The sequence below is a fragment of the Roseovarius gaetbuli genome, from assembly GCF_900172365.1.
GTDB lineage: Bacteria > Pseudomonadota > Alphaproteobacteria > Rhodobacterales > Rhodobacteraceae > Roseovarius > Roseovarius gaetbuli.
On record NZ_FWFJ01000052.1, the window covers coordinates 1 to 20,862 of the forward strand.

Consider the following 20,862-nt stretch of genomic DNA (forward strand, 5'->3'; position numbering starts at 1 on the left):
TGTTCGTTGGATCACAGACCGGTGGTAAAGCTGCCGCCATTGCCTACACCTTGATCGAAACGGCCAAACTGAACGGTATCGATCCGCAAGCATGGCTCGCCGACACACTTGCCCGCATCCCAGACTACAAGATCAACCGCGTCGACGACCTGCTCCCATGGAAAACCGCGCCATAGGGGCGGTCAGACCGGACGCTTACCATGGATTCAAAGTATCGATGAGCGGAAAAGGAAATTGCTACGATAATTCCATGGTGGAAACGTTCTCCAAATCCATCAAGGCAGAGCTGATCTGGCGGAACCGCTGGGAAACCAGACGCCAAGCCGAAGGGGCGATATTCCAATATATCAATGGGTTCTATAATCCACGACGGCGGCATTCGTCGTTAGGTGGCAAAAGCCCCTTGGCCTTCGAACGAAAGGCTGCCTAAATGAGTTGAGAGGCCGGAACGTAAGCGTGACAAGACCAGTATGGAAATCTACACCGATGTCCATTCAACTTGGGTAGATATCACTTGTAAACTGAAAACGGCATAAATGTTGAGAGACGAGCTCTATTACGGCTTTAGGCAAATAACTTGATGATACCGATCATATGCAAACCTCGTGAGTATTTGTGGGTGTAATGCTGATTGAAAATGCAGGGTTTAAGTTTAAGGGGTATAGTCTAGCCGGTGGCACAAATCCTGATAGGTTGTACTTCTTTCGCACATCCCATGGATGTCTTTCGGGACGTCGCGACGTTCGCGCAATTTAAGCGCGATGCCGCTGCGGCCGCTATCCCCTGTCAGGCTGATTCCCGGAGCAATATTTTGCAAGTCGCTGCTGTTAGGAAGATCGAGCAGGCTACAGAATATCGCCATTGTGGTGGTGTGATCGGTGATGAAGTCTTCGTATTTCACGATCTGCTCGTCCGCATAGTTATCCAGAAAGGCCATGTAGCGGGCGGCATAGTCCTCCAGCGCATGCGGCGTGAAATGGGCGAACTTGTTGTGCAGCATCGACAGGTAAGAATCGAGCGGATGGCGCACGGTGACTACTGACAGCACGGGGTAATGTGGCGCTATGATCTGCTTGAGGGTCGGGCGCTCGGGTATCACCCGTCCTGTACAGAAGTGCGAATGGGAATGGTCGCGCAAGATCAATCGTTCTCCTTGGGCTTGGACCCGCGCGTAGATCACCTGGAGGCCTGCCAGAAAAATAGCGATCTGGTCTTGTGCCCTCACCGTGGGATGTGCGTCGCGATACAGCAGCGAGAGGTCAAGCGGGTTGAATTGGCCCTTCGCGAGCGGGCTGAGTGGATCCACCTCGCTGAGCAGGCGCGCATTGGGCGTGGCTGCGAGAAACCGGCTGATCACGGTGCCACCGGTGCAGGCGAAATGGTGGATTGTACGGATCGGGGCTACCGTCTCCAGCGGCTCAAGCGTGGCACGCAGTTGTGCGACAGTATCTGTCAGAAGATGTTTGGCCTCCGGCTCGGAGGTGCTTTGCTGAAGTGTCTTTAGCAGCGCGTCGAGTTTGGATCCTAAGTGTGTTTCATGCTTCATGAAGGGCGCCGTTTTTCAAAGATTTGATACCTGTCATTTTCCGGTCGCTCCCGTCTTGCGGGTGCGCGCTTTGGAAGGCGGCGCTTTTTTGATAGCAGGTTTTGGCGCAGGGACGATCACTTCTAACTTTTTGATTAGCGCCGCGATCAGCGTTCGTTGTGTCGTGTATTTTGTTTGTAGCGCTTCAAAGCGCTCTTGCAGCTCGAGATGGCTGGACTGCAAGCGGGTCTGAACACGCAAAGCCATCACCCGCTCTTGCTTCTCCAATTCAATGACAGCGGCCTGCTCTTTAGTACTTTTCTCTAGCGTCTGATCGCGCTCTGTGGTGAGGGCTGCGTTTTGTACCTCGAGGGCTTCGGCTTTGTCGGCGGCGTCCTTGCGCTGTGCCTCGGCGGCCTCTGCATCTTCTCGCGCCTGATCGCGCTCTGTGGTGAGGGCTGCGTTTTGTGCCTCGAGGGCTTCGGCTTTGTCGGCGGCGTCCTTGCGCTGTGCCTCGGCTTCCGCCCGGGCCTGATCAAGCTCTGTGGTGAGGGCTGCGTTTTGTGCCTCGAGGGCTTCGGCTTTGTCGGCGGCGTTCTTGCGCTGTGCCTCAATCACTGCGTTTTCTTCCTCGATCCCGATTAACCGATAGGCTTGGGGATCAAACTTGTAGTGGTGCAATTGAAAGTCAGCATTCCCAGAGGTCGCAGCAAGAGGTGTTTGCCGGTATCCGGCAGCCTCGAGGAGGGCATCTATCTGTGCGATGTCACGGCTGCCTTTGAAGAGCGCATGGGCGGGTATTCTCACAGACAGATCTGCGAATGCGCCCAGCGTACCGCTGTTGATGAACGCCTCCAGAAGCGCGTGTTCGATGCCGCTGGTCTCCAAGACCAATCTGTGGGGGGCTGCTTCGGGCAAGTTCAAGCGGTCCATCAATCCAGCGGGGGTCAGGGTCTGGACCTGATGCGCGGTTTCAACCACAGCGCCTGGATAGACGTCCAGCAGATCATGCGGTTCCGAAAAACTGCTCAGATCGAAGAAATTGTAAACATCGAGCCGTTGCCGCCCGCCTGCCACCGTCACCCCGCAGGCGAGGTGCTCCACGGTCGCATGGGCGTGGCACAGCTGTGCGAGATCATCCACAAGGCCGGGGTTCGGCTCGACCAGATAGATGCGTGCGGGGTTTGATGCGAGATATGTGTCCAGATCGCTGCACAGGCCGGATCCGAGATATACAATGCTGCCGAGTGTCTTTGTCATGTTTTGCTACCTCCGGAACAACTGGCGGAACCGGCGCAGGGGGCCTGTTAGACGCCAGGATGTTGAAACTCGGATGGCTTCGATATGGGCATCGCGCGCTTCCACGTCACGCTGCAACCGGGTCACCTCGCCCAGAAGGTGGGCGCGCTCTGTGGTGAGCCCGTCGACCTGTTCCATGAGGGCGCGCAGTTCAGTGCGGGTCCACTGGATATCCTTGTGCAGTGCGGCCCTTACTCCGGCATGTTCGACCGTCAGCGCGGCGATCTGTTCTTCAAGCTCGGCGCTGCGGGTTCTGGCGTTTTTTGCCTCGCCTTCCCTGACCTTGACAAGATCGGTCAGCTGCTGGAGGTCCTGCGCCATACCGGTTTGCGTTTTCCGTGCGGTGGCCAGCGCATGATAGACCGTGTCAATGTCAGGCGCTTTGGTTGCGGGCCTGTGATCTGCGGCGCGCGCAGATGCGTTCAACTCGGCCTGGAGTTTGCGCGCAACGGCTGACTTGGCAAAGACATCCATGGCAAAGAACCGCACAGCAGGGTCCGGGGCGGATGCCGCTGGGACCGGAGGTGGCGCATCATTGCGAAACACGCAGCCATAGGTGGTGATCAATGTCGCGCGTAGCGTGTCCGTCTCCTCCAGCGCGAGGTTCAAGGCGACAGGAAAGACCGATGTGCGACGGTCCCGCAGGGCGTTCAGAAAGACGTCCACCCGGGTCAGCCATGCTTGCAAGGCGGCACCGGGGGCGGTGCCTGCGGCGATCCGGTTCTGCAGGTAGGGGACACAGTCCTGATAGACCATTACCGTGATGTGGTTTGCCGGTGCGTTGCTGGCGACAAACTCTTGCGGGGTCCGGATTGTGATGGGGGTGGCGTCCAGCACTCCTAGCTGGGCCTGCACGCGCGAGGCAAATGCGGCCTCCATTCCGACAAACACAAACGGTTTATGGCTCAGGGAACGGGAGGGGGTGGGCCTGCTTGTTGGCATATGAACCTGTTCCTCAACGGATAAACGACCGTTTCAGTGGCCGTGTCTTGATGTTTTGATCGTGCGCTCCAGTTTAGAGGGCGCACTCAGTGTTTGAAAGAGCAAGCTGGCCGCGCCCTCTGGAAAAAGCGGCCCCGAGTGGACAGCCCGTCACCGGTTACTTGCGCCAGAACCTGCTGATCTGGCTCATCTTCCGCAAGGGAGCGGTCACACGAAATGACCTCGAATTATAAATTCGATCTATTTTTCCGAGCAGAAGCGTTTCCTGATGCAGCAGCCGGTCTATCTCGGCCTGCGCCTCACGAAGCCTATGCTCCATTTGCTGGGTTCTGACCTGAAGCTCACGCTCCATTCGTAGAAGCCGACCGTCGTATTCGAACTCGATCTGCGCGAGGTGTTCCGGGGATATCAGGCTGTCGCGTTCGCTCTCGAGACGCTCAACTTCTTTCTGCAGCGCCATGCAGTGCATCAACCGCAGATCCGACAGCATTTGGGCGCGATCAAGCTTGCCGTGCAGGTCTTTTACGGATTCCTCTTTTGCAGGAATATTATCCATGGTCTGGCCTTTCGGAAGCCGTGCCAAAAAGCGCGTCAAAGAAGGATCTGTAGTTCTCCAGCGCCTCGGCCCCGAACGCGGTGAAATAATGCCTGGAGAGATCCGACGGAGTAGGAAAGGCCGCGTGTGCCTCCATCTCGTCTAGGGTTCGGAATTCGCTGTTCTTGGGCAGGTTGATCGCCGGGATATCGCTTGCAAAACGCATCACATGGCATCCCAGCTCAAGCGCCTCGTAAATCATTGTCGACGTATGCCCCACAACCATTTGGGCATCGGTGAAATGCAGCTGCTCGGTCAGTTCGGGATATTTGGCCAGAATATCGGCCTTTGGCAAAGACGGATGGAACCGCACCCGGACATCCAGATCTCTGCGCAGGGCATAGGCCTGAACGATTTCGATCATCTGTTCGTTTTGTGCGTGAAACGGCTTTTGATCCAGAAGGATGGCAATATAGGGCCGTGTCGGCGGTGCGTCGGCAGGGGGATCGGCACTGAAAATAAGAGGCTTTCCGCATTCGACGATTTTGGTGTCCGGATGGTGCCGCCGGATAAGCTCCGACGTGCTCGGACCCCATGACAGGAAATATTCCGAGGGCTGGTGCAGGTAGTTGATCTTGTTGACCGTGTTATAATTTGCGTAGTCTACATAGAGCCCATGCTGCAAGGTGACTGTGGTCACACCGTGATGCCGGAAGTGCCTGCTCAGCAAATGTTCGGTAGGTTGCATATCGGCAAAAAAGACAACAGCCGATGGTTTTGGACCCGCGCGAAAATAATCAAGAATATATTTGTATTTGCATAGTCTAATATAGAGACATGCCTGATCCAGGCTATCCGTGTCCGGAAGGCTGCCTGCGACATCATAAAGGCTTTTGTTCTGAAGCATAAAACGACTTACTTCGATATTCATTCTGGCATCGGGTGAACGATACGCGAAGTCTTCGATGCATAAAGCAGGCGTTGCAGCTTGCTGACGAACCAAAGAAAACATTTCCTTGTAATCATCACGCACCAGACTTCTGAAGAACAAAACCTCGCCGCCAACAAGTTTTGGAAAATTTAAGAAGCCAAACATAAAATCTTTATGCCAGATCTTGAGAATATTACTTTTCTCTGTGGGACTTTTATCCCTCAGATAAAATGCGTCGGCAAAGACGATATCCCTCCAATAATCCACGCTTGAAACCGGTGGTAGACGTTGTGCTGGTTGTTTCGTCATCATGTCTTCTCTGGAACACCAGAATATTTTTCAATAAAGCTCGGAGCGTTCTGAATAAAACCCTTCATGTATCTGCTGTCTTTCATGTGATCACCATCACCGAAAGCGTCAAACTGAATTTTCAGGCATTCAAGGTACGGACGTATGCCTGACTCAGAACTTCCCCCCGCGTAAAAATCGCAAATAATTTCATCCACTTGCTTGAATTTTCGGCCTGCTTTGAACATGGTAACAAACTGATGATAGTCAGCAGCATATCGAAACGTAGTGTTGAATGGTGTTTTCTGCAAAGTGGCCGCTTTATAAAATATTGCCTGGTGGAAGAAAGGCATGCCTTGGGTGATGGCCTCTATCGGCTGTGACTTCTGAATTTTTTTGGTTTCATGATTTTTCCCGTATATATAGTTACGGTGTCCATACACTACGTCGACGTCACCATCGAGCAGGCGTGATGTCTTTTGAAGAGTATCTCTGCTATAGAAAGTGTCCCCAGCATTCATGAATATGCAAAAATCACCAGAGGCCGCAGCGATACCTTTGTTCATTGCATCATAAATGCCGTTGTCAGGTTCTGACACAAGCACATAAATAGGAGCGCCCTGTTCTTTAAGAACTGTTTGCGTAGCCTCATCCGATGCACCGTCTATAACGATATATTCCACGAAAGGATAGGTTTGCTCGTTCACGCTTGCAATCGTGCGAGTGAGGCCCTCTGGATCATTGTAGACGACGGTCAAAACAGAAATCATCGGCAGATCAGCAAGATCTGGTGATGTCACTTCAACTAGGCGTCTGATGGTTGCGTTACCGAAATTTGGCTGTTGGCGATGCTCACGCCAACACCCCACATGCTGCCTATAATACTCTTCTTTATCTTCCGGATAGGCTTTACCCTTCCAGCGCGCAATTAGCTTGGCTCTGTCTTCGACCTTTTTTTGATCGGTATTAGAAGCACGGATCTCAGGTGTTGCCTCAAAGTAGTGTTCAACAAAGGATGCATCCGAAGCGATAATTTTGTAACCTGCAGCCCATAGTTTCAGGCACAAATCTGTATCAGCAAAATAGAAGTGATAACTTTCGTCGCAATAGCCTACTTCTTCCATTGCCGATCTCAGGTAGAGGCCGTGATTTACATAAAGGTTTCCGAGGTTGATCGCGACAGCAAATTTTTTGCGAACAGGATAATCACGAAAATAGAACGCGACCCCGGCGACCTTCTCGCCTTGCTCCAACTGCGCGTCAAACAGATCGACGCCGTTGTTGATCGCGCCGGGCACAATCAGTGAATCGCCGCTCAGCATGCAAACATATTTGCCCGAAGCGCATTTGAAACCGAGGTTCATGAAATAGGCCCAGGGTTTGCGGACCAGCTGCTTGCCGCGCCATTCACCGCGGTTGTGCTGGATGATCGAAATGATGTCTTTTTGCGCTGTCAGCCATTCGACGCTGCCGTCCGAAGACCCGCCATCCACAACAATAATTTCATAGCTCTGGCCTTCCAGTTCCGTGCGGACAGCCTCGATGCACAGCTCGAGTAATTTCAAGCGGTTAAAGCTGCCGATGACCATCGAAATTTTGGGGTAATCCATTGGTATTGCCTTCTTTATTATCTAGGTACATCGATAATGCGTTGTACCGGCCGTAAAGGGTGATCCTTGGTGTAGGTCTGCCAATCGGTATATTCAGTCCATCCAAACACAAATATGAAATCAAGCCCCGCACCTGTAGAGGCCCGATGGTCATAGGTACTGTCGCCCAAAAAAAGTGCAGGCTGGGTGATGGTGCCGCGTTCGAGTTCGCGTGCGAGGATGACCTCCTTTGAATCCGGGCTGCCGAAGATGCCGCCGTCAAACAGCACATCCAGCCCGCGCGCGGCGAAGACCTCGCGCAGCTCGGCCTGATCGCCCCCTGACACAATCAGCCAAGGCACATCAGGAGTCTGGGCGCGCAATTCATGCAACCCTTCGGCGACGGCACATGTCGCCAGACCTTCCCGCACGGCGGCAGCATAGGCGGCAAGCAAGGCATCGAGGCCGGGGCCCTGCGCCCCTTGCGGTACGATATGTTCGAGGAAATATTCGAACTTTTTATACCGCGAGATGCCGCCGTTTGTAACATGCCATTGGACCAGCGCTTCCGCCGCCTTGGCCCCGTAAGGCAGGGCCGCCTGTCGGAATGCGTCTGTCTTGACGCGGTTTGAATCCAGAACGACCCCGTCGCAGTCAAAAACCAGTGTGCTGTATGATCCGACAGTCAAAGCCCCCAAATTCTCCGCAAAGAGGCTTCGACCGGGGCCACGTCCGCCGGTATATCCACCGCCAGATTTCCCGGTTTCGTCTCAACAACCACGATCGGGTGGCCCATCTCGAAGAACCGCAGGATCTCGATGTCCTCGCAGGCTTCGACTTCGCTTTTGCGGCCGAACTTGGCAAAGGCACGCAATTCATCGCGGGTGAAGGCATAGATGCACACCTGCTTTTTATAGCGTGTGGGCGCGCATTTTTCGTCCTTGAAACCGGGCAGTGCTATGCGCGACATATAGAGCAGGCGCCCGTCTTCCGTGGCGACGACTTTCGGGATGTTGCGACTGTGCGGGTCTTCTTCGCTACCGATCCAGCTGAAGCCGTTCACGATGACCGACATATCCTCGGCCTTGCGGGCGGCGATGTTGCGAATGTCCTCGGGGTCCACCAGCGGCTCGTCGCCCTGCAGGTTGATGAATATATCATAGGGTAGCTTCTCGGCGGCTTCGGCCAGACGGTCAGTCCCGGTGAGCGCGGCGGTGCTGGTCATCACGGCCTGAAATCCTGCAGCCTCGACGACATCCACGATGCGCTGGTCTTCGGTCGCCACATAGACATGCTCGCGCCCGACAGCGCGGGCGGCCAGCTCGGCACACCAGAGCACCATCGGCTTGCCCAGCAAATTCACCAGCGGCTTGCCCGGATAGCGGGTCGAGGCGTAGCGGGCGGGGATCAGAACACATGTTTTCATCGGGTTAATCCATAGACAGAATGTGTTGGCAGGATGGAATATCGCGTACGGGTGATCGAGGTGACAGGCGGGATGCCGTCTCCGGCCAGACAGAGCGCCAGCAGATCGCGCATTTCATGATTGCGCGGATCTGCAGAGGTAAATCCGTCAAAGCCCGCCATGTAGATATGGCTCGCCCGCCCGGCCACCGCGACGGCAAGCGCATAGGCCGCCACAAGGCGCGCAGGAATGATGCAATCGGTCTCATGTGGTTCGAACTGGCCCGGCGCGGCGTTCAGGCCATAATTCAGCAAGGGTTTTTCGGCCAGCTTGTCGCGCACGCTGTCTTGCAGCAGGGCAACCGGTGTGATCAGGGGCTTGTCATTCAGCGCGTGCAGGTCGGCATCCGCCAGAAGGCGCATCGGATGACAGGCAATGCGCATGTCGATCAGATCCGAGTTGATGCCATCCTTTGCATTCAGTCCCAGCACCACGGGCTTCAACTTTGCGACAAAGCGTTCGATCTCGGCTTGGTGTTTCTGGACGCTCCGGCCGTTGCCGAGGATCAAAACAGGCCGCCCGGCGATGATCTCTTCGGGCTTCCATGTGCCCGCACTGTGCTGGCCATTCCCCATGGTTCTGGCATTGGACAGAACCGAGCTGTCGAATTTTTTGCCCCCCGCCTGACGCAGATGGTCCAGAACCGACAGCATGTCACTGGTGTTGAAGCGTTGGTCCGCAAGCATTTCCTGAATATAGGTTGGGTGAATGCTGTGTTTGCCGGACAGGTAATAAAACGGGTTCGTTCCCCATCCATAGCGTTCTTTCATCGGGCCAAAATCCTGCAGCACCAGATCCAGAAGCTCCGTGACAACCCCGCCGCGCGCCGGTGCCAGCTCCAGAGCCAGCTCTTCGGTGCGGGCATTTCCCGGCCCCCGGCCCATGCCGGTGACGGTGGAATCCACCCATGTCGCACCGGCGTCGATGGCAGCCAAGGTATTGGACAACGCAAGACCCATGTTGTCATGGGTGTGCACGCCCACCGGACCCGACCATCCCTCCTTGATCCAACCGATGATCCGGGTGGTTTGTGCGGGAGACATGCTGCCCATGCTGTCGGCGAAATACAGCACTTCGATGGGATGTTTCTGGGCTTCCGCTGCAAGGGCCACGATCTCTTCGTGGGTCTGGCCGGTGATCTGCATGATGTTGAAACCGACACGGTATCCGCGCTCGTGCAGCCAGGCGGCGGCAGGTAGCGATGCCCTGAATTCGCGCGCGTGGCAGGCAAAGCGAACAATATCTACCGGTGATTCCGCCGCCGGGGCTGTGAACAGATCCTCAAGCGTCTCGATGACACCTTTGCCCAGAAACAGGTCACCGGCGTTGAGCATGACAGCCACGTCGAGATTTTTGGGGATGACGACAGAGCGCAGGAAGTTATCGGTGGTGAAGGCACAAGGGCCTTTGAAGCCGCCTGTTTTGACAAACCGGAAGCCCATTTCAACGATGTTTACGCCCGCCGCGGCGACTGCATCGAGATACCGCTGCATGAGAACGTGAGAGAAGTCCCAGTCGTTGTAATATCCGCCGTCTCGCAGGGTACAGTCCAAGAAAACAATGTCTTTATTTAAATCAGTCACTGGCCCGCTCTCCGTTCTTAATAATTCTTAAAGTTTAGATCTTCACTTTTAGTACTTGTCAGCGGCGCATTGCGTCCTGATTGCCCACAAACCAATCATAGGTCTCTTGCAGGCCAGTTTGCAGCTCGACCCGTGCGCGCCAGCCCATATCGGCCAAGCGGCTCACATCCATCAACTTGCGCATGGTGCCGTCGGGTTTGGACAGATCGTTAGCGATGCGGCCTCTGAAGCCCGTCACATCGGCCACCATCTGCGCCAGTTCCATGATCGACACATCCGTACCACAGCCCACATTGATATGGCTCAGCATCGGCTCAGTATTGGCGTCATAGGTGGCGCGGTCGAGATCGAGCACAAACAGGCTTGCCTCTGCCATGTCGTCCACATGCAGGAACTCGCGGCGGGGTTTGCCGCTGCCCCAGATCGTCACAACCTCGTCACCCGCCTGAGCGGCCTGGTGAAAGCGCCGGATCAGGGCAGGCAGCACGTGCGAATTATCGGGGTGGAAGTTGTCACCGGGACCGTAAAGATTGGTCGGCATCACGCTGCGGTAATCGGTGCCGTGCTGGCGGTTGTAGCTTTCGCACAGCTTGATGCCTGCGATTTTCGCCACTGCGTAGGGCTCGTTGGTCGGTTCCAGAACACCGGTCAACAACGCATCCTCGCGCATCGGCTGATGCACGGCACGGGGATAGATACAGCTTGATCCCAATTGCAGCAACCGCCGACAGCCCGCAGCAAAAGCCTGATGGACGACGTTACATTCGATCATCAGGTTGTCGTAAATGAAATCCGCTGGATAGGTGTTGTTGGCATGAATGCCGCCTACACGGGCAGCGGCCAAAATCACCACGTCGGGCTTTTCGGTCTGCATGAAATCACACACCGCCTGTTGATTGGTCAGGTCCAGCTCCGCATGGCTGCGGGTGATCAGCGTCAGATCCTCACCTGCGTCCTTGCGCGCCTGCAACCGGCGTGCAATCGCCCCCCCCACCATGCCGCGATGGCCTGCGATGTAGATTTTCTGCATATGCCGCTATCCCTGCTCGACGCTCATGGGCAATTCATAGCCATGCTCTTTCAGCAGCGCATGGCGCCGCGCGGTTTTCAAATCCCCCACGACCATCTCGGCGCACATCTCCTGCGCAGTGATCTCTGGCACCCAACCCAGCACTCTTTTGGCCTTGGCCGGATCGCCCAGTAGGGTTTCAACCTCTGCGGGTCGGAAATAGCGCGGGTCGATGCGCATCACCACGTCGCCGACCTTCACGGCGGGGGCTTTATCGCCCTCAACGCCGGTGACAGTGCAGATCTCGTCCAGACCGGTGCCGGTGAATTCGACTGTGATCCCCAGCTCTGTCGCTGACCAAGTAATAAACTCACGCACAGAATACTGCACACCGGTGGCGATTACAAAATCCTCGGGCGTGTCCTGCTGCAGCATCATCCACTGCATGCGCACATAATCCTTGGCATGGCCCCAATCGCGCAAGCTGTCGATGTTGCCAATGTAAAGACAGGGCTCAAGGCCCTGCGCGATATTGGCGAGGCCACGGGTTATCTTGCGGGTCACAAAAGTTTCGCCACGGCGCGGGCTCTCGTGGTTGAAAAGAATGCCGTTGCAGGCATACATACCGTAAGCCTCACGGTAATTTACTGCGATCCAATAAGCATACATTTTCGCCACAGCATAAGGGCTGCGTGGGTGGAAAGGCGTGGTCTCGGTCTGCGGAATCTCCTGCACCAGACCGTAAAGTTCCGAGGTTGAGGCCTGATAGAAGCGCGTTGTCTTCTCCATCCCCAGAAAGCGGATTGCCTCCAACAGGCGCAGCGTGCCCATGGCATCGACATCCGCAGTATATTCTGGTGCCTCAAAGCTGACGGCAACATGGGATTGCGCACCAAGGTTATAAACCTCGTCAGGGCGCACTTCGCTCAGGATGCGGGTCAGGTTGGAGGTATCGGTCAAATCGCCGTAATGCAGCTTGAACCGGGTGTGATCCGTATGCGGATCTTCATAAATATGATCGACACGCTGGGTGTTGAACGACGAGGCGCGACGTTTGATGCCGTGCACTTCGTAGCACTTTTCCAGCAAAAATTCCGCCAGATAGGATCCATCCTGACCGGTTACACCAGTGATAAGCGCTTTTTTCATTGTGGGTGCGTTCATTGTAAAATACCAACGCGCTTGGGCGCACCATTCAAAATTGTGTATTCTCGGGATGCCTACCCCAACTCCCCCAAGAGATACAGCTAAAAGTTGACGGGGCGGTAAAAAGTCGATTCAGTTTGGGTGCCATTCGGTCTATACTTTGGCATGATTGCATTACGTGACAGACGGACCGGCGATTTGTTTGATCGCTGGTCGGAATTGGGCGAGAAACGGCGTCGGCTGCTGGATCGGTCTTGGGCAGAAGTTTTCAGAAAGCACTTTCTTGAAGACCTTCCGGTTGATGAATTATTTCCTCATTTTGATCAGCGTATGGGCCGCCCATCGAAGCGTGGTCACTATGACCGCGGCTTTTCTTGTTTGCATGCCCGACTCTCGAACTGAGCGAATGGTCCGCCCTTTGTTCGACTTCGCGCGTCAAATCCGAGCCACCCCTGCCGCGCAGGGTCAGCCCGAAATTGCGCCGATGCCTGCTGGATAGGTATCCCGCGCACTTCGCAGGGCGAGCGGTGCTGGGCGCCAAGATTGGTCAGGCTATCAAAGCTTGAGCGTGAATTGTTTCCCACACAGCAAGAAAACTCAAGAAAAACCGCGAAAGGCGTTTTGATCTGCCGTGCGGTGACCCCACTTCTTCGTCAAGGATTCAAACCTTGCGAACACGGTTTCAAAGTCCCGGTCAAAACGCCGGTTTTGGCCAGGAAGCCGGGAATTCTCGGTCACGGGCCGTCATCAGCCCTTTCAGGGTCGATGGACCTCTTATGCTTGCAAAATGGCCATTTCAGCCCCGCCGGTGGCCATTAATTGGTAGTCAGAACAACAAGACAGGAATCCATCCCTCACCCGCACTTGCTATGCCCACAACTACCGCAGGTCATGCAGCCTTCGACCATATGCATGCCAAACTCGCCGCAGGCCGGACAGGCCGGGCCCTTGGGTGCGCCGCCAAGGTTGACCACCTGCGCTTGTGGGTCGGTCTTGAGGCCCATGCCTTCGCCTTCCAGAAACCCGATCTGCACCATGTGCTGTTCCAGAATGCCGCCGATTGCCGCCAGGATTGAGGGCACGTATTTGCCGCTCATCCAGGCCCCGCCGCGCGGATCGAACACCGCCTTGAGCTCTTCGACCACAAAGCTCACATCGCCACCGCGCCGGAACACCGCCGAGATCATCCGCGTCAGGGCGACGGTCCAGGCGTAATGCTCCATGTTCTTGGAGTTGATGAACACCTCGAAGGGCCGACGATGGCCGTTGAGAACGATATCGTTGACGGTGATGTAAATCGCGTGGTTGCTGTCGGGCCACTTGAGCTTGTAGGTCGCGCCTTCCAATTCGGTGGGGCGGTCCAGCGGTTCTGACATGTAAATCACATCGCCACCCTCGCCGGGCAACCCGCCCGGCACCTGTGCGGCGGTCTCGCCGGGGGCGGAATTGCTTGTCTCGCTCACGCTCAGCACGCTACCGGTCACATCGTTGGGCCGATAGGTGGTGCATCCCTTACAGCCCAGATCCCAGGCCTGAAGATAGACGTTCTTGAAGGCCTCAAAGCTGATGTCTTCGGGGCAGTTGATGGTCTTGGAAATGCTGCTGTCGACCCATTTCTGCGCCGCCGCCTGCATTTTCACATGGTCTTCCGGCGGCAGGGTCTGGGCGTTGACGAAATACTCGGGCAACTCGGCATCGCCGAACTTGTCGCGCCACATCCGCACCGCGTAATCGACCACTTCTTCCTCGGTGCGCGAGCCGTCTTTCTGCAACACCTTGCGGGTGTAGGAATAGGCAAAGACCGGCTCGATCCCCGAGCTTACATTGCCGGCGTAAAGGCTGATCGTTCCGGTCGGCGCGATGCTTGTCAAAAGCGCGTTGCGGATGCCGTGTTTGGCCACCGCGTCGCGCACGTCGGCGTCCATCGCCTTCATCGTGCCGCTGGCAAGGTAAGCGTCGCGATCAAACAGCGGGAAGGCGCCCTTTTCGCGGGCAAGCTCAACGCTCGCAAGATAGGCCGCCCGCGCAATCGCGTGAAGCCAGTCCTCGGTTTGCTGCACCGCCTCATCCGAGCCATAGCGCAGCCCGACCATCAGCAAAGCATCGGCAAGCCCGGTGACACCAAGACCGATCCGGCGCTTGGCGCGCGCCTCGGCGGCCTGCGCCTCCAGCGGGAATTTGCTGGCATCGACCACGTTATCCATCATCCGCACGGCGGTGGCGACCAGCCGCGACAGCGCCTCCTCGTCAAGCGCGGCGGCCCCTTCAAACGGATTGCTCACAAGCTTTGCAAGGTTGATCGAGCCCAAAAGACAGGCGCCATAGGGCGGCAGGGGTTGCTCGCCGCAGGGGTTGGTGGCGGCGATCGTCTCGCAATAGGCAAGGTTGTTGGCGGCATTGATCCGGTCGATGAATATCACCCCCGGCTCTGCATAATCATAGGTCGCCTGCATGATCCGGTTCCACAGATCACGCGCATTGACCGTGTGATAGACCCGCCCGTCAAACATCAGATCCCAAGGCCCATCCTCGCGCACCGCATCCATGAACGGATCGGTGATCAACACCGACAGGTTGAACATCCGCAACCGCGCCGGATCGGATTTGGCGGCGATAAAGGCCTCGATGTCGGGGTGATCACAGCGCATCGTCGCCATCATCGCGCCGCGACGGCTTCCGGCGGACATGATGGTGCGGCACATCGCATCCCACACATCCATAAAGCTGAGCGGGCCACTGGCATCCGCCGAAACGCCAAGCACCTCGGCGCCCTTGGGGCGGATCGTGCTGAAGTCATAGCCGATGCCGCCGCCCTGCTGCATGGTCAGCGCCGCCTCGCGCAGGTTGTCGAAAATGCCGCCCATGTCGTCGGGCACCGTGCCCATGACGAAACAGTTGAACATGGTCACCTTGCGCCCGGTCCCCGCCCCGGCGGTGATCCGTCCGGCCGGCAGAAATTTGAAATCTTCCAACGCCTCGTAAAACCGCTCTTCCCAGGTCGCGGAATCGCTCTCGACCTCGGCCAGAGCGCGCGCGATGCGCCGCCAGGTATCTTCAACCGTCAGGTCATGTGCCGCGCCATCCGCCGCCTTGAAACGGTATTTCATATTCCAGATCTGTTCAGCGATCGGGGCGGCAAAACGTGTCATGCGGGCGATTCCTATCGGCTTGGAGGAGACATACCATAGCCCGCCCCCCATATGATTTCCATACGCAACTGCGCCCTCTCTTGCAGTTGTCGGCAAGGACGCTACGATATATGGCGCAGGTCGGGGGAATGCGCATGACATTGCATCTGGTCAAACTCAGCGTTGGCACAAAGTCGGTCGAGGATCTGCTGGACTGGCAGGAAAACCCGCGTGCCAAAGGCACTGACGGCTTGCCGCGTCATGTCACCCGGATGTGGCCCAAACGCGAGGCGGAACTGTTGCAGGGCGGCTCGATCTACTGGGTCATTCAGGGGCTTATCCAATGCCGCCAGTCGATCTTGCGGCTTGACGAGGTGATCGGCGGCGACGGCATACGGCGCTGCGCGATTGTTCTGGCGCCAGAGATCATCCGCACCGCCACCACTCAGAAACGCCCGTTTCAGGGCTGGCGTTACCTGCCCGGCCCCGATGCCCCCCCGGACATCAGCGCCGCGCGCAGCGACGATGACACCCTGCCGCCCGAGCTTTCGGCCGCTCTGGCCGATATCGGCGTGCTCTGAGGGGCACCGACGGCTCCACCCCCTTGTTGGCGAAAAATCAGGCTGGGGTGGCATCCCGCGTGCCCGGCTGCTTTTTCGACAAGGCCAAGGGCCCTCTTTTCGGATCAAGCGTTGCCGCGGTGCAACAAGACCCTGCAAGAACCCGCCCGATCAGCCATTTTTAAGCATTAAGCCGCCGATCACAGGGGTATATACGACCGGATTTTCCCGGACTCTTGTCCCATATCAATCGCACACCAATATGATGGTGTACGGAAAAGCCGCGCCCATGGCGCATCAAACGACGAAACGCGCCTGTGGCATTTATTCACTTCTGAAAGGAGCATTCCATGCTTAAGACAACAACAGCACTGGTCGCCGTGACCGCCCTCTTGGGCGCCCCCGCCTTTGCCGGTTCACCTGCGGCCCCCGCGCCCGATCCGGTCATCGTACCGGCCGCACCGCTGGCACCAAGCAGCCCGAACTGGACCGGTTTCTATGCCGGTGGTCAGCTCGGGTATGCCAATGTCGACACCGATATTCCGGGCGTCGATGGCGACGGCCTGATCGGCGGTCTGGTGCTTGGCTATGACTATGACCTTGGCAACAACTGGGTTGTCGGTGGTGGCCTTGATTACGATTGGGCCGACGTCGACCTCGAGCCCGGTATCAGCCTCGACAACGTCTTCCGCGCAAAACTGCGTGGCGGTTACAAGATCGGCAACGGCCTGCTTTACGGGACCGGCGGTTATGTCTGGGCCGATACCAACACCGTGGGCGACGATGACGGCTATTTCATCGGTGGCGGTTACGAGCACATGGTCACCCAGAATGTCTCGGTTGGCGCTGAGGTTCTGTATCACCAGTTCGACAACTTCGGCACTGCAAACACCGATGTCGATGCGACCACTGTTCAGGCGCGGGCGACGTTCCGCTTCTGATCTGCGCTCTCCTCCAGAGCAAAGAGCGACGGGCGGCCCTTGGGTCGCCCGTTTTTCCGTGTCAAAACCCCGGTAACAGGATCAGTCGAACCCAAGCTTGGCCTTGAGCGCCTCAAGCGTGCGGCGATCCTCGGCTTCCATCGGGGCCACGCGCGATTTGAACAGCGTCGCCTGTGACTTGAGCATCAAGCCGTCATCCAGAATCTTGAGGTGGTTCGCCCGAAGTGTGTCGCCACTCGAGGTGATATCGGCAATCGCCTCGGCGGTTTCGTTCTTGACGGTGCCCTCGGTCGCGCCCTGACTATCCATAAGCTGATAATCGGCAACGCCGTTGTCGCGCAGGAAATCGCGCACAAGGCGGTGATACTTGGTGGCAATCCGCATCCGGAACCCATGCTTGAGCCGGAACGCCGCCGCCGCCGCATCAAGATCGTCAAGCGTGTTCACGTCAACCCAACAGGCCGGCACCGCCAGCACAAGATCGGCCTGACCAAAGCCAAGCTCGGCAAGCTCCTTGACGCGGTTTTCCCAGGCACCAAGCTTTTCGCGCACAAGATCGCTGCCGGTCACGCCAAGATGAATGCGCCCCGCCGCAAGCTCTCTCGGGATTTCGCCCGCCGAGAGCAGGACAAGCTCGACATTGTCGATGCCCTGAACATAGCCCGCATATTCGCGGTCCGAGCCAGAGCGACCCAAGGTGATGCCGCCCTTGGCGAACCACTCAAAGGTCTTTTCCATCAGCCGCCCCTTGGACGGCACCCCAAGCTTCAGGCTCATTGACCATCCTCCAGACCAAGCACCAGACCGGGGCGGATCACCCCACCCACTGCCGGTATTTCGCGGCCACGCCCCAAGTGCCGGGTCAGCGCATCATAGCGCCCGCCACTGGCCACAAGTGGCAGGTCGGGGCGGCCCTCGGCGGAAAAGCCAAACACGAACCCGTCGTAATATTCCATCTGCGTGCGGCCATAGCTCGCCTCGAAGTCAAGCGTTTGCACGTCGATCCCGCGCGCCTCCATCGCGTCAAGCCGCGCGGCAAGCCGGTCAACGGCGGGCAGGATCGCGGGCATGTCGACCGCAATGTCGCGCAGCCGCTCAAGCGCGTTGATGCTGGTTTCGCGCACCGCAAGAATGGCGTCGATCAGGCCCACTTCGGCCCCCGAAATCGGCGCCGCCGCCTCGTCTTCGCGAAGCGCCCTGATCCGCGCGGCAATTTCATCCGGTCCGCGCAAGCCGATCATCGCGCCTGCATTGGCCATCGGATCAGCCGCCGCCAAAAGCGCCTTGCGGGCCTCAGGCACCGGCGCGCGCCCCGAAAACCGGTCAAGCAGCGCGCGAAACCGCCGGGGCCGCCAGATATGACGGCGAAGCGCGGCCTTGCGCCGGTCGGTGGTCTTGAGGCCGTCAACGGCGGCCATCAGGATACCGATATCGCCCGTGGCGGCGCGCAAACCAAGCGGGCGCAGAATGTCGTAAAACAGCGCGAAGACCTCGGCATCCGAGGCCTCGGGCGCGGCCCGCTCGAATATCTCAAATCCCACTTGGGTATATTCATTGCTGCGCGATGCGTCGTCTTCCTGACGGCGAAACACCGCGCCGGAATAGGTATAGCGCGCGGGCTCTGCGCCGTGCTCCATATGCATCTGAACCACCGGCACGGTGAAATCCGGGCGCAACATCTGCTCGCCCCGAAGCGCATCCGAGGTCACATAGGCACGCGCGCGGATGTCTTCGCCGTAAAGGTCAAGCAGCACTTCGGCGGGTTGCAAAACCGAGGTTTCCACAGGCATAGCACCCGCCGCCTCGAACAGGCGGCGCAGGCGCTCGGCCTCGGCGCGGATCGCGGCACGGTTTGGCATCACCCCTGCCCGCCCAGAATTTCGCGCACCTTTTCAACAAGCTGCGCGCGCGGCACCTCGAACTGGCTTGGCCGCTCTTTCCATTCTTCCAGCGTGGCGTTTTCCGCGATCTCAGCGCCAAGGATCAAATCCTTGATCTGCACCACGCCCTTGGCCTTTTCGTCGCCGCCCTCGATCACCGCGACCGGGCTGTTGCGCTTGTCGGCATATTTCAACTGGTTGCCAAAATTCTTGGGGTTGCCAAGATACACCTCGGCGCGAATACCCGCCGCGCGCAATTCGCCGACCATTTGCTGATAGTCGGCCATCCGCTCGCGATCCATCACGGTGACAACCACCGGGCCGGTATCATGCGACTGGATGCGCCCCTTAGCGTGAAGCGCGGCCAACAGGCGATCAACGCCGATGCTGACCCCTGTCGCCGGCACTTCCTGACCGGTGAAACGCTTGACCAGATCGTCATAGCGCCCGCCACCCGCAACACTGCCGAACTGGCGCTTGCGGCCCTTTTCGTCGAGGATTTCAAAGGTCAATTCGGCCTCGAACACCGGCCCGGTGTAATAGCCAAGGCCACGCACGACCGAGGGGTCGATCACGATGCGGTCGGGGCCATAGCCCTGTGCGGCCAAAAGGTCGGCGATCTCTTCAAGCTCGTCCACGCCTTTGCCGCCGATCTCCGAGCCGCCAATCGCGGCGCGCAGGTTGGCGAGCGTCGCGGCGGTGTCATCACCCTTGGAGGTCAGAAACGCCAGCACCGGCGCGGCCTGTTCATCGCTCAGGCCGACACCGTCGATATAGGCGCCCGACGCATCGAGACGGCCCTTGCCGAGCAATTCCCGCACGCCGCTTTCGCCCACCTTGTCGAACTTGTCGATGGTGCGCAGAACCGCGTCGCGCTGCGCCGCGTCGACAAGGCCGGTTGCCTCAAGCACCCCGTTCAAAACCTTGCGATTGTTGACCCGCACGATGTAGTCGCCGCGCGGGATGCCGACCTCTTCAAGGCAATCGGCCAGCATGGCGCAAATCTCGGCGTCGGCGGCCACGGAAGGCGCGCCAACCGTATCGGCATCACATTGATAAAACTGGCGAAACCGCCCCGGCCCCGGCTTTTCATTGCGCCAGACCGGGCCCATGGCATAGCGCCGATAGGGGGTTGGCAAATCGTTGCGGTGTTGCGCGTAAACCCGCGCCAGCGGCGCCGTCAGATCATAGCGCAGCGCAAGCCAGTCGCCGTTGCCGGTCTCATCCGCTTCCTGCCAGGCGAAGACGCCTTCGTTGGGGCGGTCCACATCGGGCAGGAACTTGCCAAGCGCCTCGACGGTTTCCACCGCGCTGCTTTCAAGCGCGTCAAACCCGTAGCGATGATAGACCCCGGCAATCTGGCCCAGCATGGCGGCACGCTGGCTTACTTCTGCGCCGAAATAATCGCGAAAGCCTTTCGGCGTTTCGGCCTTGGGGCGGGGCTGTTTCTTGGGCTTGGCCATGGCTCTGGTCCTTGCGGGTTCTGTCGTGGCGCGGTCTAGCCCAAGGGCCGCGCGGTGGCAAGCCGGGCGTAGAGAGTTGACCGGACGCGCGCACGCCGATAGAGCGGGGGAATGACAGACCTTGAAGAAAAAATCGCGCATCTGACGCGCGCCGTTGATGACCTGTCGGACGTAGTCGCCCGCCAGGACCGCGAGATCGCAACCCTTGCCGCCCGGCTTCAGATCATGATCGAGCGCGAGGCGGCCCGGACGCCTGATAGCGATGGTGGCGTTTATCTTGGCGACGAGCGCCCGCCGCATTACTGATGCGCTGAACCACTACCGGCTGGCGCCGGTAGGATCAGCGATGTGCTGTTCCAGGTACTGAAGATGGGGTGGTTGCCGCCCTCCCCTGACGGCATCGCAATGTGCCAAGATGGTGGTCTGTAGACCATCTAACGGAGAGGACGGCAAAATGAAGGATACAATGATTGGTGTAGATCTGGCGAAGAGTATTTTCCAGGTTCACGGGGCATTGCTGTCGGGGAAGGAACAATTCCGCAAAAAACTGACACGGCCCCAGTTCTGGAAATTCATGT

General features: G+C 57.8%; 19 protein-coding genes and 2 pseudogenes. 6 read left to right on the forward strand and 15 right to left on the reverse strand.

Going from position 1 to position 20,862, the window contains the following annotated elements:
• Together ROG8370_RS17440 and ROG8370_RS17445 are read left to right on the forward strand one after the other, a co-directional pair.
• The coding region (locus ROG8370_RS17440; RefSeq protein ID WP_139838167.1) for a transposase domain-containing protein at nucleotides 1-176 on the forward strand (176 nt) is incomplete at its 5' end.
• A gap of 23 nt (nucleotides 177-199) precedes the next feature.
• A pseudogene (locus ROG8370_RS17445) lies at nucleotides 200-430 on the forward strand (integrase core domain-containing protein); the annotation flags it as partial.
• Between the two features lie 222 nt (nucleotides 431-652).
• Here the strand turns inward: ROG8370_RS17445 and ROG8370_RS17450 are convergent.
• The 12 genes from ROG8370_RS17450 to ROG8370_RS17510 all read right to left on the reverse strand — a co-directional run bounded on the left by ROG8370_RS17450 (nucleotide 653) and on the right by ROG8370_RS17510 (nucleotide 15,461).
• Nucleotides 653-1,546 carry a sulfotransferase family protein gene (locus ROG8370_RS17450; protein WP_085828436.1) on the reverse strand — a complete coding sequence of 298 codons (894 nt, stop codon included), beginning with the start codon at nucleotides 1,544-1,546 and terminating at the stop codon, nucleotides 653-655.
• A gap of 33 nt (nucleotides 1,547-1,579) precedes the next feature.
• The gene (locus tag ROG8370_RS17455; protein WP_085828437.1) at nucleotides 1,580-2,785 is read right to left on the reverse strand and encodes a hypothetical protein; all 1,206 of its coding nucleotides are present in this window, start codon (nucleotides 2,783-2,785) and stop codon (nucleotides 1,580-1,582) included.
• A 6-nt stretch (nucleotides 2,786-2,791) separates the two neighbouring features.
• Entirely contained in the window at nucleotides 2,792-3,703 is a 912-nt protein-coding gene (locus tag ROG8370_RS17460; protein ID WP_085828438.1) for a hypothetical protein, read from the reverse strand.
• A 220-nt stretch (nucleotides 3,704-3,923) separates the two neighbouring features.
• Entirely contained in the window at nucleotides 3,924-4,322 is a 399-nt protein-coding gene (locus ROG8370_RS17465) for a hypothetical protein (protein WP_085828439.1), read from the reverse strand.
• The gene (locus ROG8370_RS17470) at nucleotides 4,315-5,544 is read right to left on the reverse strand and encodes a hypothetical protein (RefSeq protein ID WP_170925289.1); all 1,230 of its coding nucleotides are present in this window, start codon (nucleotides 5,542-5,544) and stop codon (nucleotides 4,315-4,317) included. Before ROG8370_RS17470 ends, ROG8370_RS17465 begins: the two co-directional genes overlap by 8 nt.
• A complete protein-coding gene (locus ROG8370_RS17475) occupies nucleotides 5,541-7,130 on the reverse strand; it encodes a glycosyltransferase (RefSeq protein ID WP_085828441.1) in 1,590 nt (529 codons plus the stop codon). The genes ROG8370_RS17470 and ROG8370_RS17475 overlap by 4 nt, the downstream gene beginning before the upstream one ends.
• Before the next feature lie 17 nt (nucleotides 7,131-7,147).
• Complete coding sequence (locus ROG8370_RS17480) at nucleotides 7,148-7,798, reverse strand: HAD family hydrolase (RefSeq protein ID WP_085828442.1); 651 nt, start codon at nucleotides 7,796-7,798, stop codon at nucleotides 7,148-7,150.
• A complete protein-coding gene (locus tag ROG8370_RS17485) occupies nucleotides 7,795-8,535 on the reverse strand; it encodes a 3-deoxy-manno-octulosonate cytidylyltransferase (protein ID WP_085828443.1) in 741 nt (246 codons plus the stop codon). The genes ROG8370_RS17480 and ROG8370_RS17485 overlap by 4 nt, the downstream gene beginning before the upstream one ends.
• Nucleotides 8,532-10,127 (reverse strand): aldolase catalytic domain-containing protein, encoded by a 1,596-nt coding sequence (locus ROG8370_RS17490; protein WP_212580111.1) that lies wholly within the window; start codon nucleotides 10,125-10,127, stop codon nucleotides 8,532-8,534. The genes ROG8370_RS17485 and ROG8370_RS17490 overlap by 4 nt, the downstream gene beginning before the upstream one ends.
• Before the next feature lie 88 nt (nucleotides 10,128-10,215).
• Nucleotides 10,216-11,187 (reverse strand): GDP-L-fucose synthase, encoded by a 972-nt coding sequence (fcl, locus tag ROG8370_RS17495; RefSeq protein ID WP_085828445.1) that lies wholly within the window; start codon nucleotides 11,185-11,187, stop codon nucleotides 10,216-10,218.
• Between the two features lie 6 nt (nucleotides 11,188-11,193).
• Nucleotides 11,194-12,315, reverse strand: coding sequence for a GDP-mannose 4,6-dehydratase (gene gmd, locus ROG8370_RS17500; protein ID WP_085828446.1), 1,122 nt, complete (start codon nucleotides 12,313-12,315; stop codon nucleotides 11,194-11,196).
• Between the two features lie 851 nt (nucleotides 12,316-13,166).
• Nucleotides 13,167-15,461, reverse strand: a complete 2,295-nt coding sequence (locus ROG8370_RS17510; protein ID WP_085828448.1) for an adenosylcobalamin-dependent ribonucleoside-diphosphate reductase — start codon at nucleotides 15,459-15,461, stop codon at nucleotides 13,167-13,169.
• A 134-nt stretch (nucleotides 15,462-15,595) separates the two neighbouring features.
• On the opposite strand from ROG8370_RS17510, the gene ROG8370_RS17515 reads away from it, so the two are divergent.
• Nucleotides 15,596-16,021 (forward strand): DUF1489 family protein, encoded by a 426-nt coding sequence (locus ROG8370_RS17515; protein ID WP_085828454.1) that lies wholly within the window; start codon nucleotides 15,596-15,598, stop codon nucleotides 16,019-16,021.
• A 329-nt stretch (nucleotides 16,022-16,350) separates the two neighbouring features.
• A complete protein-coding gene (locus ROG8370_RS17520) occupies nucleotides 16,351-16,941 on the forward strand; it encodes an outer membrane protein (protein ID WP_085828449.1) in 591 nt (196 codons plus the stop codon).
• An 81-nt stretch (nucleotides 16,942-17,022) separates the two neighbouring features.
• Here the strand turns inward: ROG8370_RS17520 and hisG are convergent, their stop codons facing one another.
• The 3 genes from hisG to hisS are packed head-to-tail and all read right to left on the reverse strand — an operon-like array spanning nucleotide 17,023 to nucleotide 20,284.
• On the reverse strand, nucleotides 17,023-17,718 hold the full coding sequence (gene hisG, locus ROG8370_RS17525) for an ATP phosphoribosyltransferase (protein ID WP_085828450.1): 696 nt from the start codon (nucleotides 17,716-17,718) through the stop codon (nucleotides 17,023-17,025).
• Nucleotides 17,715-18,800 carry an ATP phosphoribosyltransferase regulatory subunit gene (locus ROG8370_RS17530; RefSeq protein ID WP_085828451.1) on the reverse strand — a complete coding sequence of 362 codons (1,086 nt, stop codon included), beginning with the start codon at nucleotides 18,798-18,800 and terminating at the stop codon, nucleotides 17,715-17,717. The genes hisG and ROG8370_RS17530 overlap by 4 nt, the downstream gene beginning before the upstream one ends.
• A complete protein-coding gene (gene hisS / locus ROG8370_RS17535) occupies nucleotides 18,800-20,284 on the reverse strand; it encodes a histidine--tRNA ligase (RefSeq protein ID WP_085828452.1) in 1,485 nt (494 codons plus the stop codon). Before hisS ends, ROG8370_RS17530 begins: the two co-directional genes overlap by 1 nt.
• Before the next feature lie 111 nt (nucleotides 20,285-20,395).
• Here hisS and ROG8370_RS17540 point away from each other — a divergent pair, with 111 nt between their 5' ends.
• Together ROG8370_RS17540 and ROG8370_RS21470 are read left to right on the forward strand one after the other, a co-directional pair.
• Nucleotides 20,396-20,590 (forward strand): SlyX family protein, encoded by a 195-nt coding sequence (locus ROG8370_RS17540; protein ID WP_085828453.1) that lies wholly within the window; start codon nucleotides 20,396-20,398, stop codon nucleotides 20,588-20,590.
• A 148-nt stretch (nucleotides 20,591-20,738) separates the two neighbouring features.
• Nucleotides 20,739-20,862, forward strand: a pseudogene (locus ROG8370_RS21470) (IS110 family RNA-guided transposase); the annotation flags it as partial.

What these genes read in the sequence shown, in the direction of transcription:
- ROG8370_RS17450 (WP_085828436.1), bottom strand. Translation starts at nt 1,546, where the DNA reads ATGAAGCATGAAACACACTTAGGATCCAAACTCGACGCGCTGCTAAAG.
- ROG8370_RS17455 (WP_085828437.1), bottom strand. Translation starts at nt 2,785, where the DNA reads ATGACAAAGACACTCGGCAGCATTGTATATCTCGGATCCGGCCTGTGC.
- ROG8370_RS17460 (WP_085828438.1), bottom strand. Translation starts at nt 3,703, where the DNA reads ATGGAGGCCGCATTTGCCTCGCGCGTGCAGGCCCAGCTAGGAGTGCTG.
- ROG8370_RS17465 (WP_085828439.1), bottom strand. Translation starts at nt 4,322, where the DNA reads ATGGATAATATTCCTGCAAAAGAGGAATCCGTAAAAGACCTGCACGGC.
- ROG8370_RS17470 (WP_170925289.1), bottom strand. Translation starts at nt 5,544, where the DNA reads ATGATGACGAAACAACCAGCACAACGTCTACCACCGGTTTCAAGCGTG.
- ROG8370_RS17475 (WP_085828441.1), bottom strand. Translation starts at nt 7,130, where the DNA reads ATGGATTACCCCAAAATTTCGATGGTCATCGGCAGCTTTAACCGCTTG.
- ROG8370_RS17485 (WP_085828443.1), bottom strand. Translation starts at nt 8,535, where the DNA reads ATGAAAACATGTGTTCTGATCCCCGCCCGCTACGCCTCGACCCGCTAT.
- fcl (WP_085828445.1), bottom strand. Translation starts at nt 11,187, where the DNA reads ATGCAGAAAATCTACATCGCAGGCCATCGCGGCATGGTGGGGGGGGCG.
- gmd (WP_085828446.1), bottom strand. Translation starts at nt 12,315, where the DNA reads ATGAAAAAAGCGCTTATCACTGGTGTAACCGGTCAGGATGGATCCTAT.
- ROG8370_RS17510 (WP_085828448.1), bottom strand. Translation starts at nt 15,461, where the DNA reads ATGACACGTTTTGCCGCCCCGATCGCTGAACAGATCTGGAATATGAAA.
- ROG8370_RS17515 (WP_085828454.1), top strand. Translation starts at nt 15,596, where the DNA reads ATGACATTGCATCTGGTCAAACTCAGCGTTGGCACAAAGTCGGTCGAG.
- ROG8370_RS17520 (WP_085828449.1), top strand. Translation starts at nt 16,351, where the DNA reads ATGCTTAAGACAACAACAGCACTGGTCGCCGTGACCGCCCTCTTGGGC.
- hisG (WP_085828450.1), bottom strand. Translation starts at nt 17,718, where the DNA reads ATGAGCCTGAAGCTTGGGGTGCCGTCCAAGGGGCGGCTGATGGAAAAG.
- ROG8370_RS17530 (WP_085828451.1), bottom strand. Translation starts at nt 18,800, where the DNA reads ATGCCAAACCGTGCCGCGATCCGCGCCGAGGCCGAGCGCCTGCGCCGC.
- hisS (WP_085828452.1), bottom strand. Translation starts at nt 20,284, where the DNA reads ATGGCCAAGCCCAAGAAACAGCCCCGCCCCAAGGCCGAAACGCCGAAA.
- ROG8370_RS17540 (WP_085828453.1), top strand. Translation starts at nt 20,396, where the DNA reads ATGACAGACCTTGAAGAAAAAATCGCGCATCTGACGCGCGCCGTTGAT.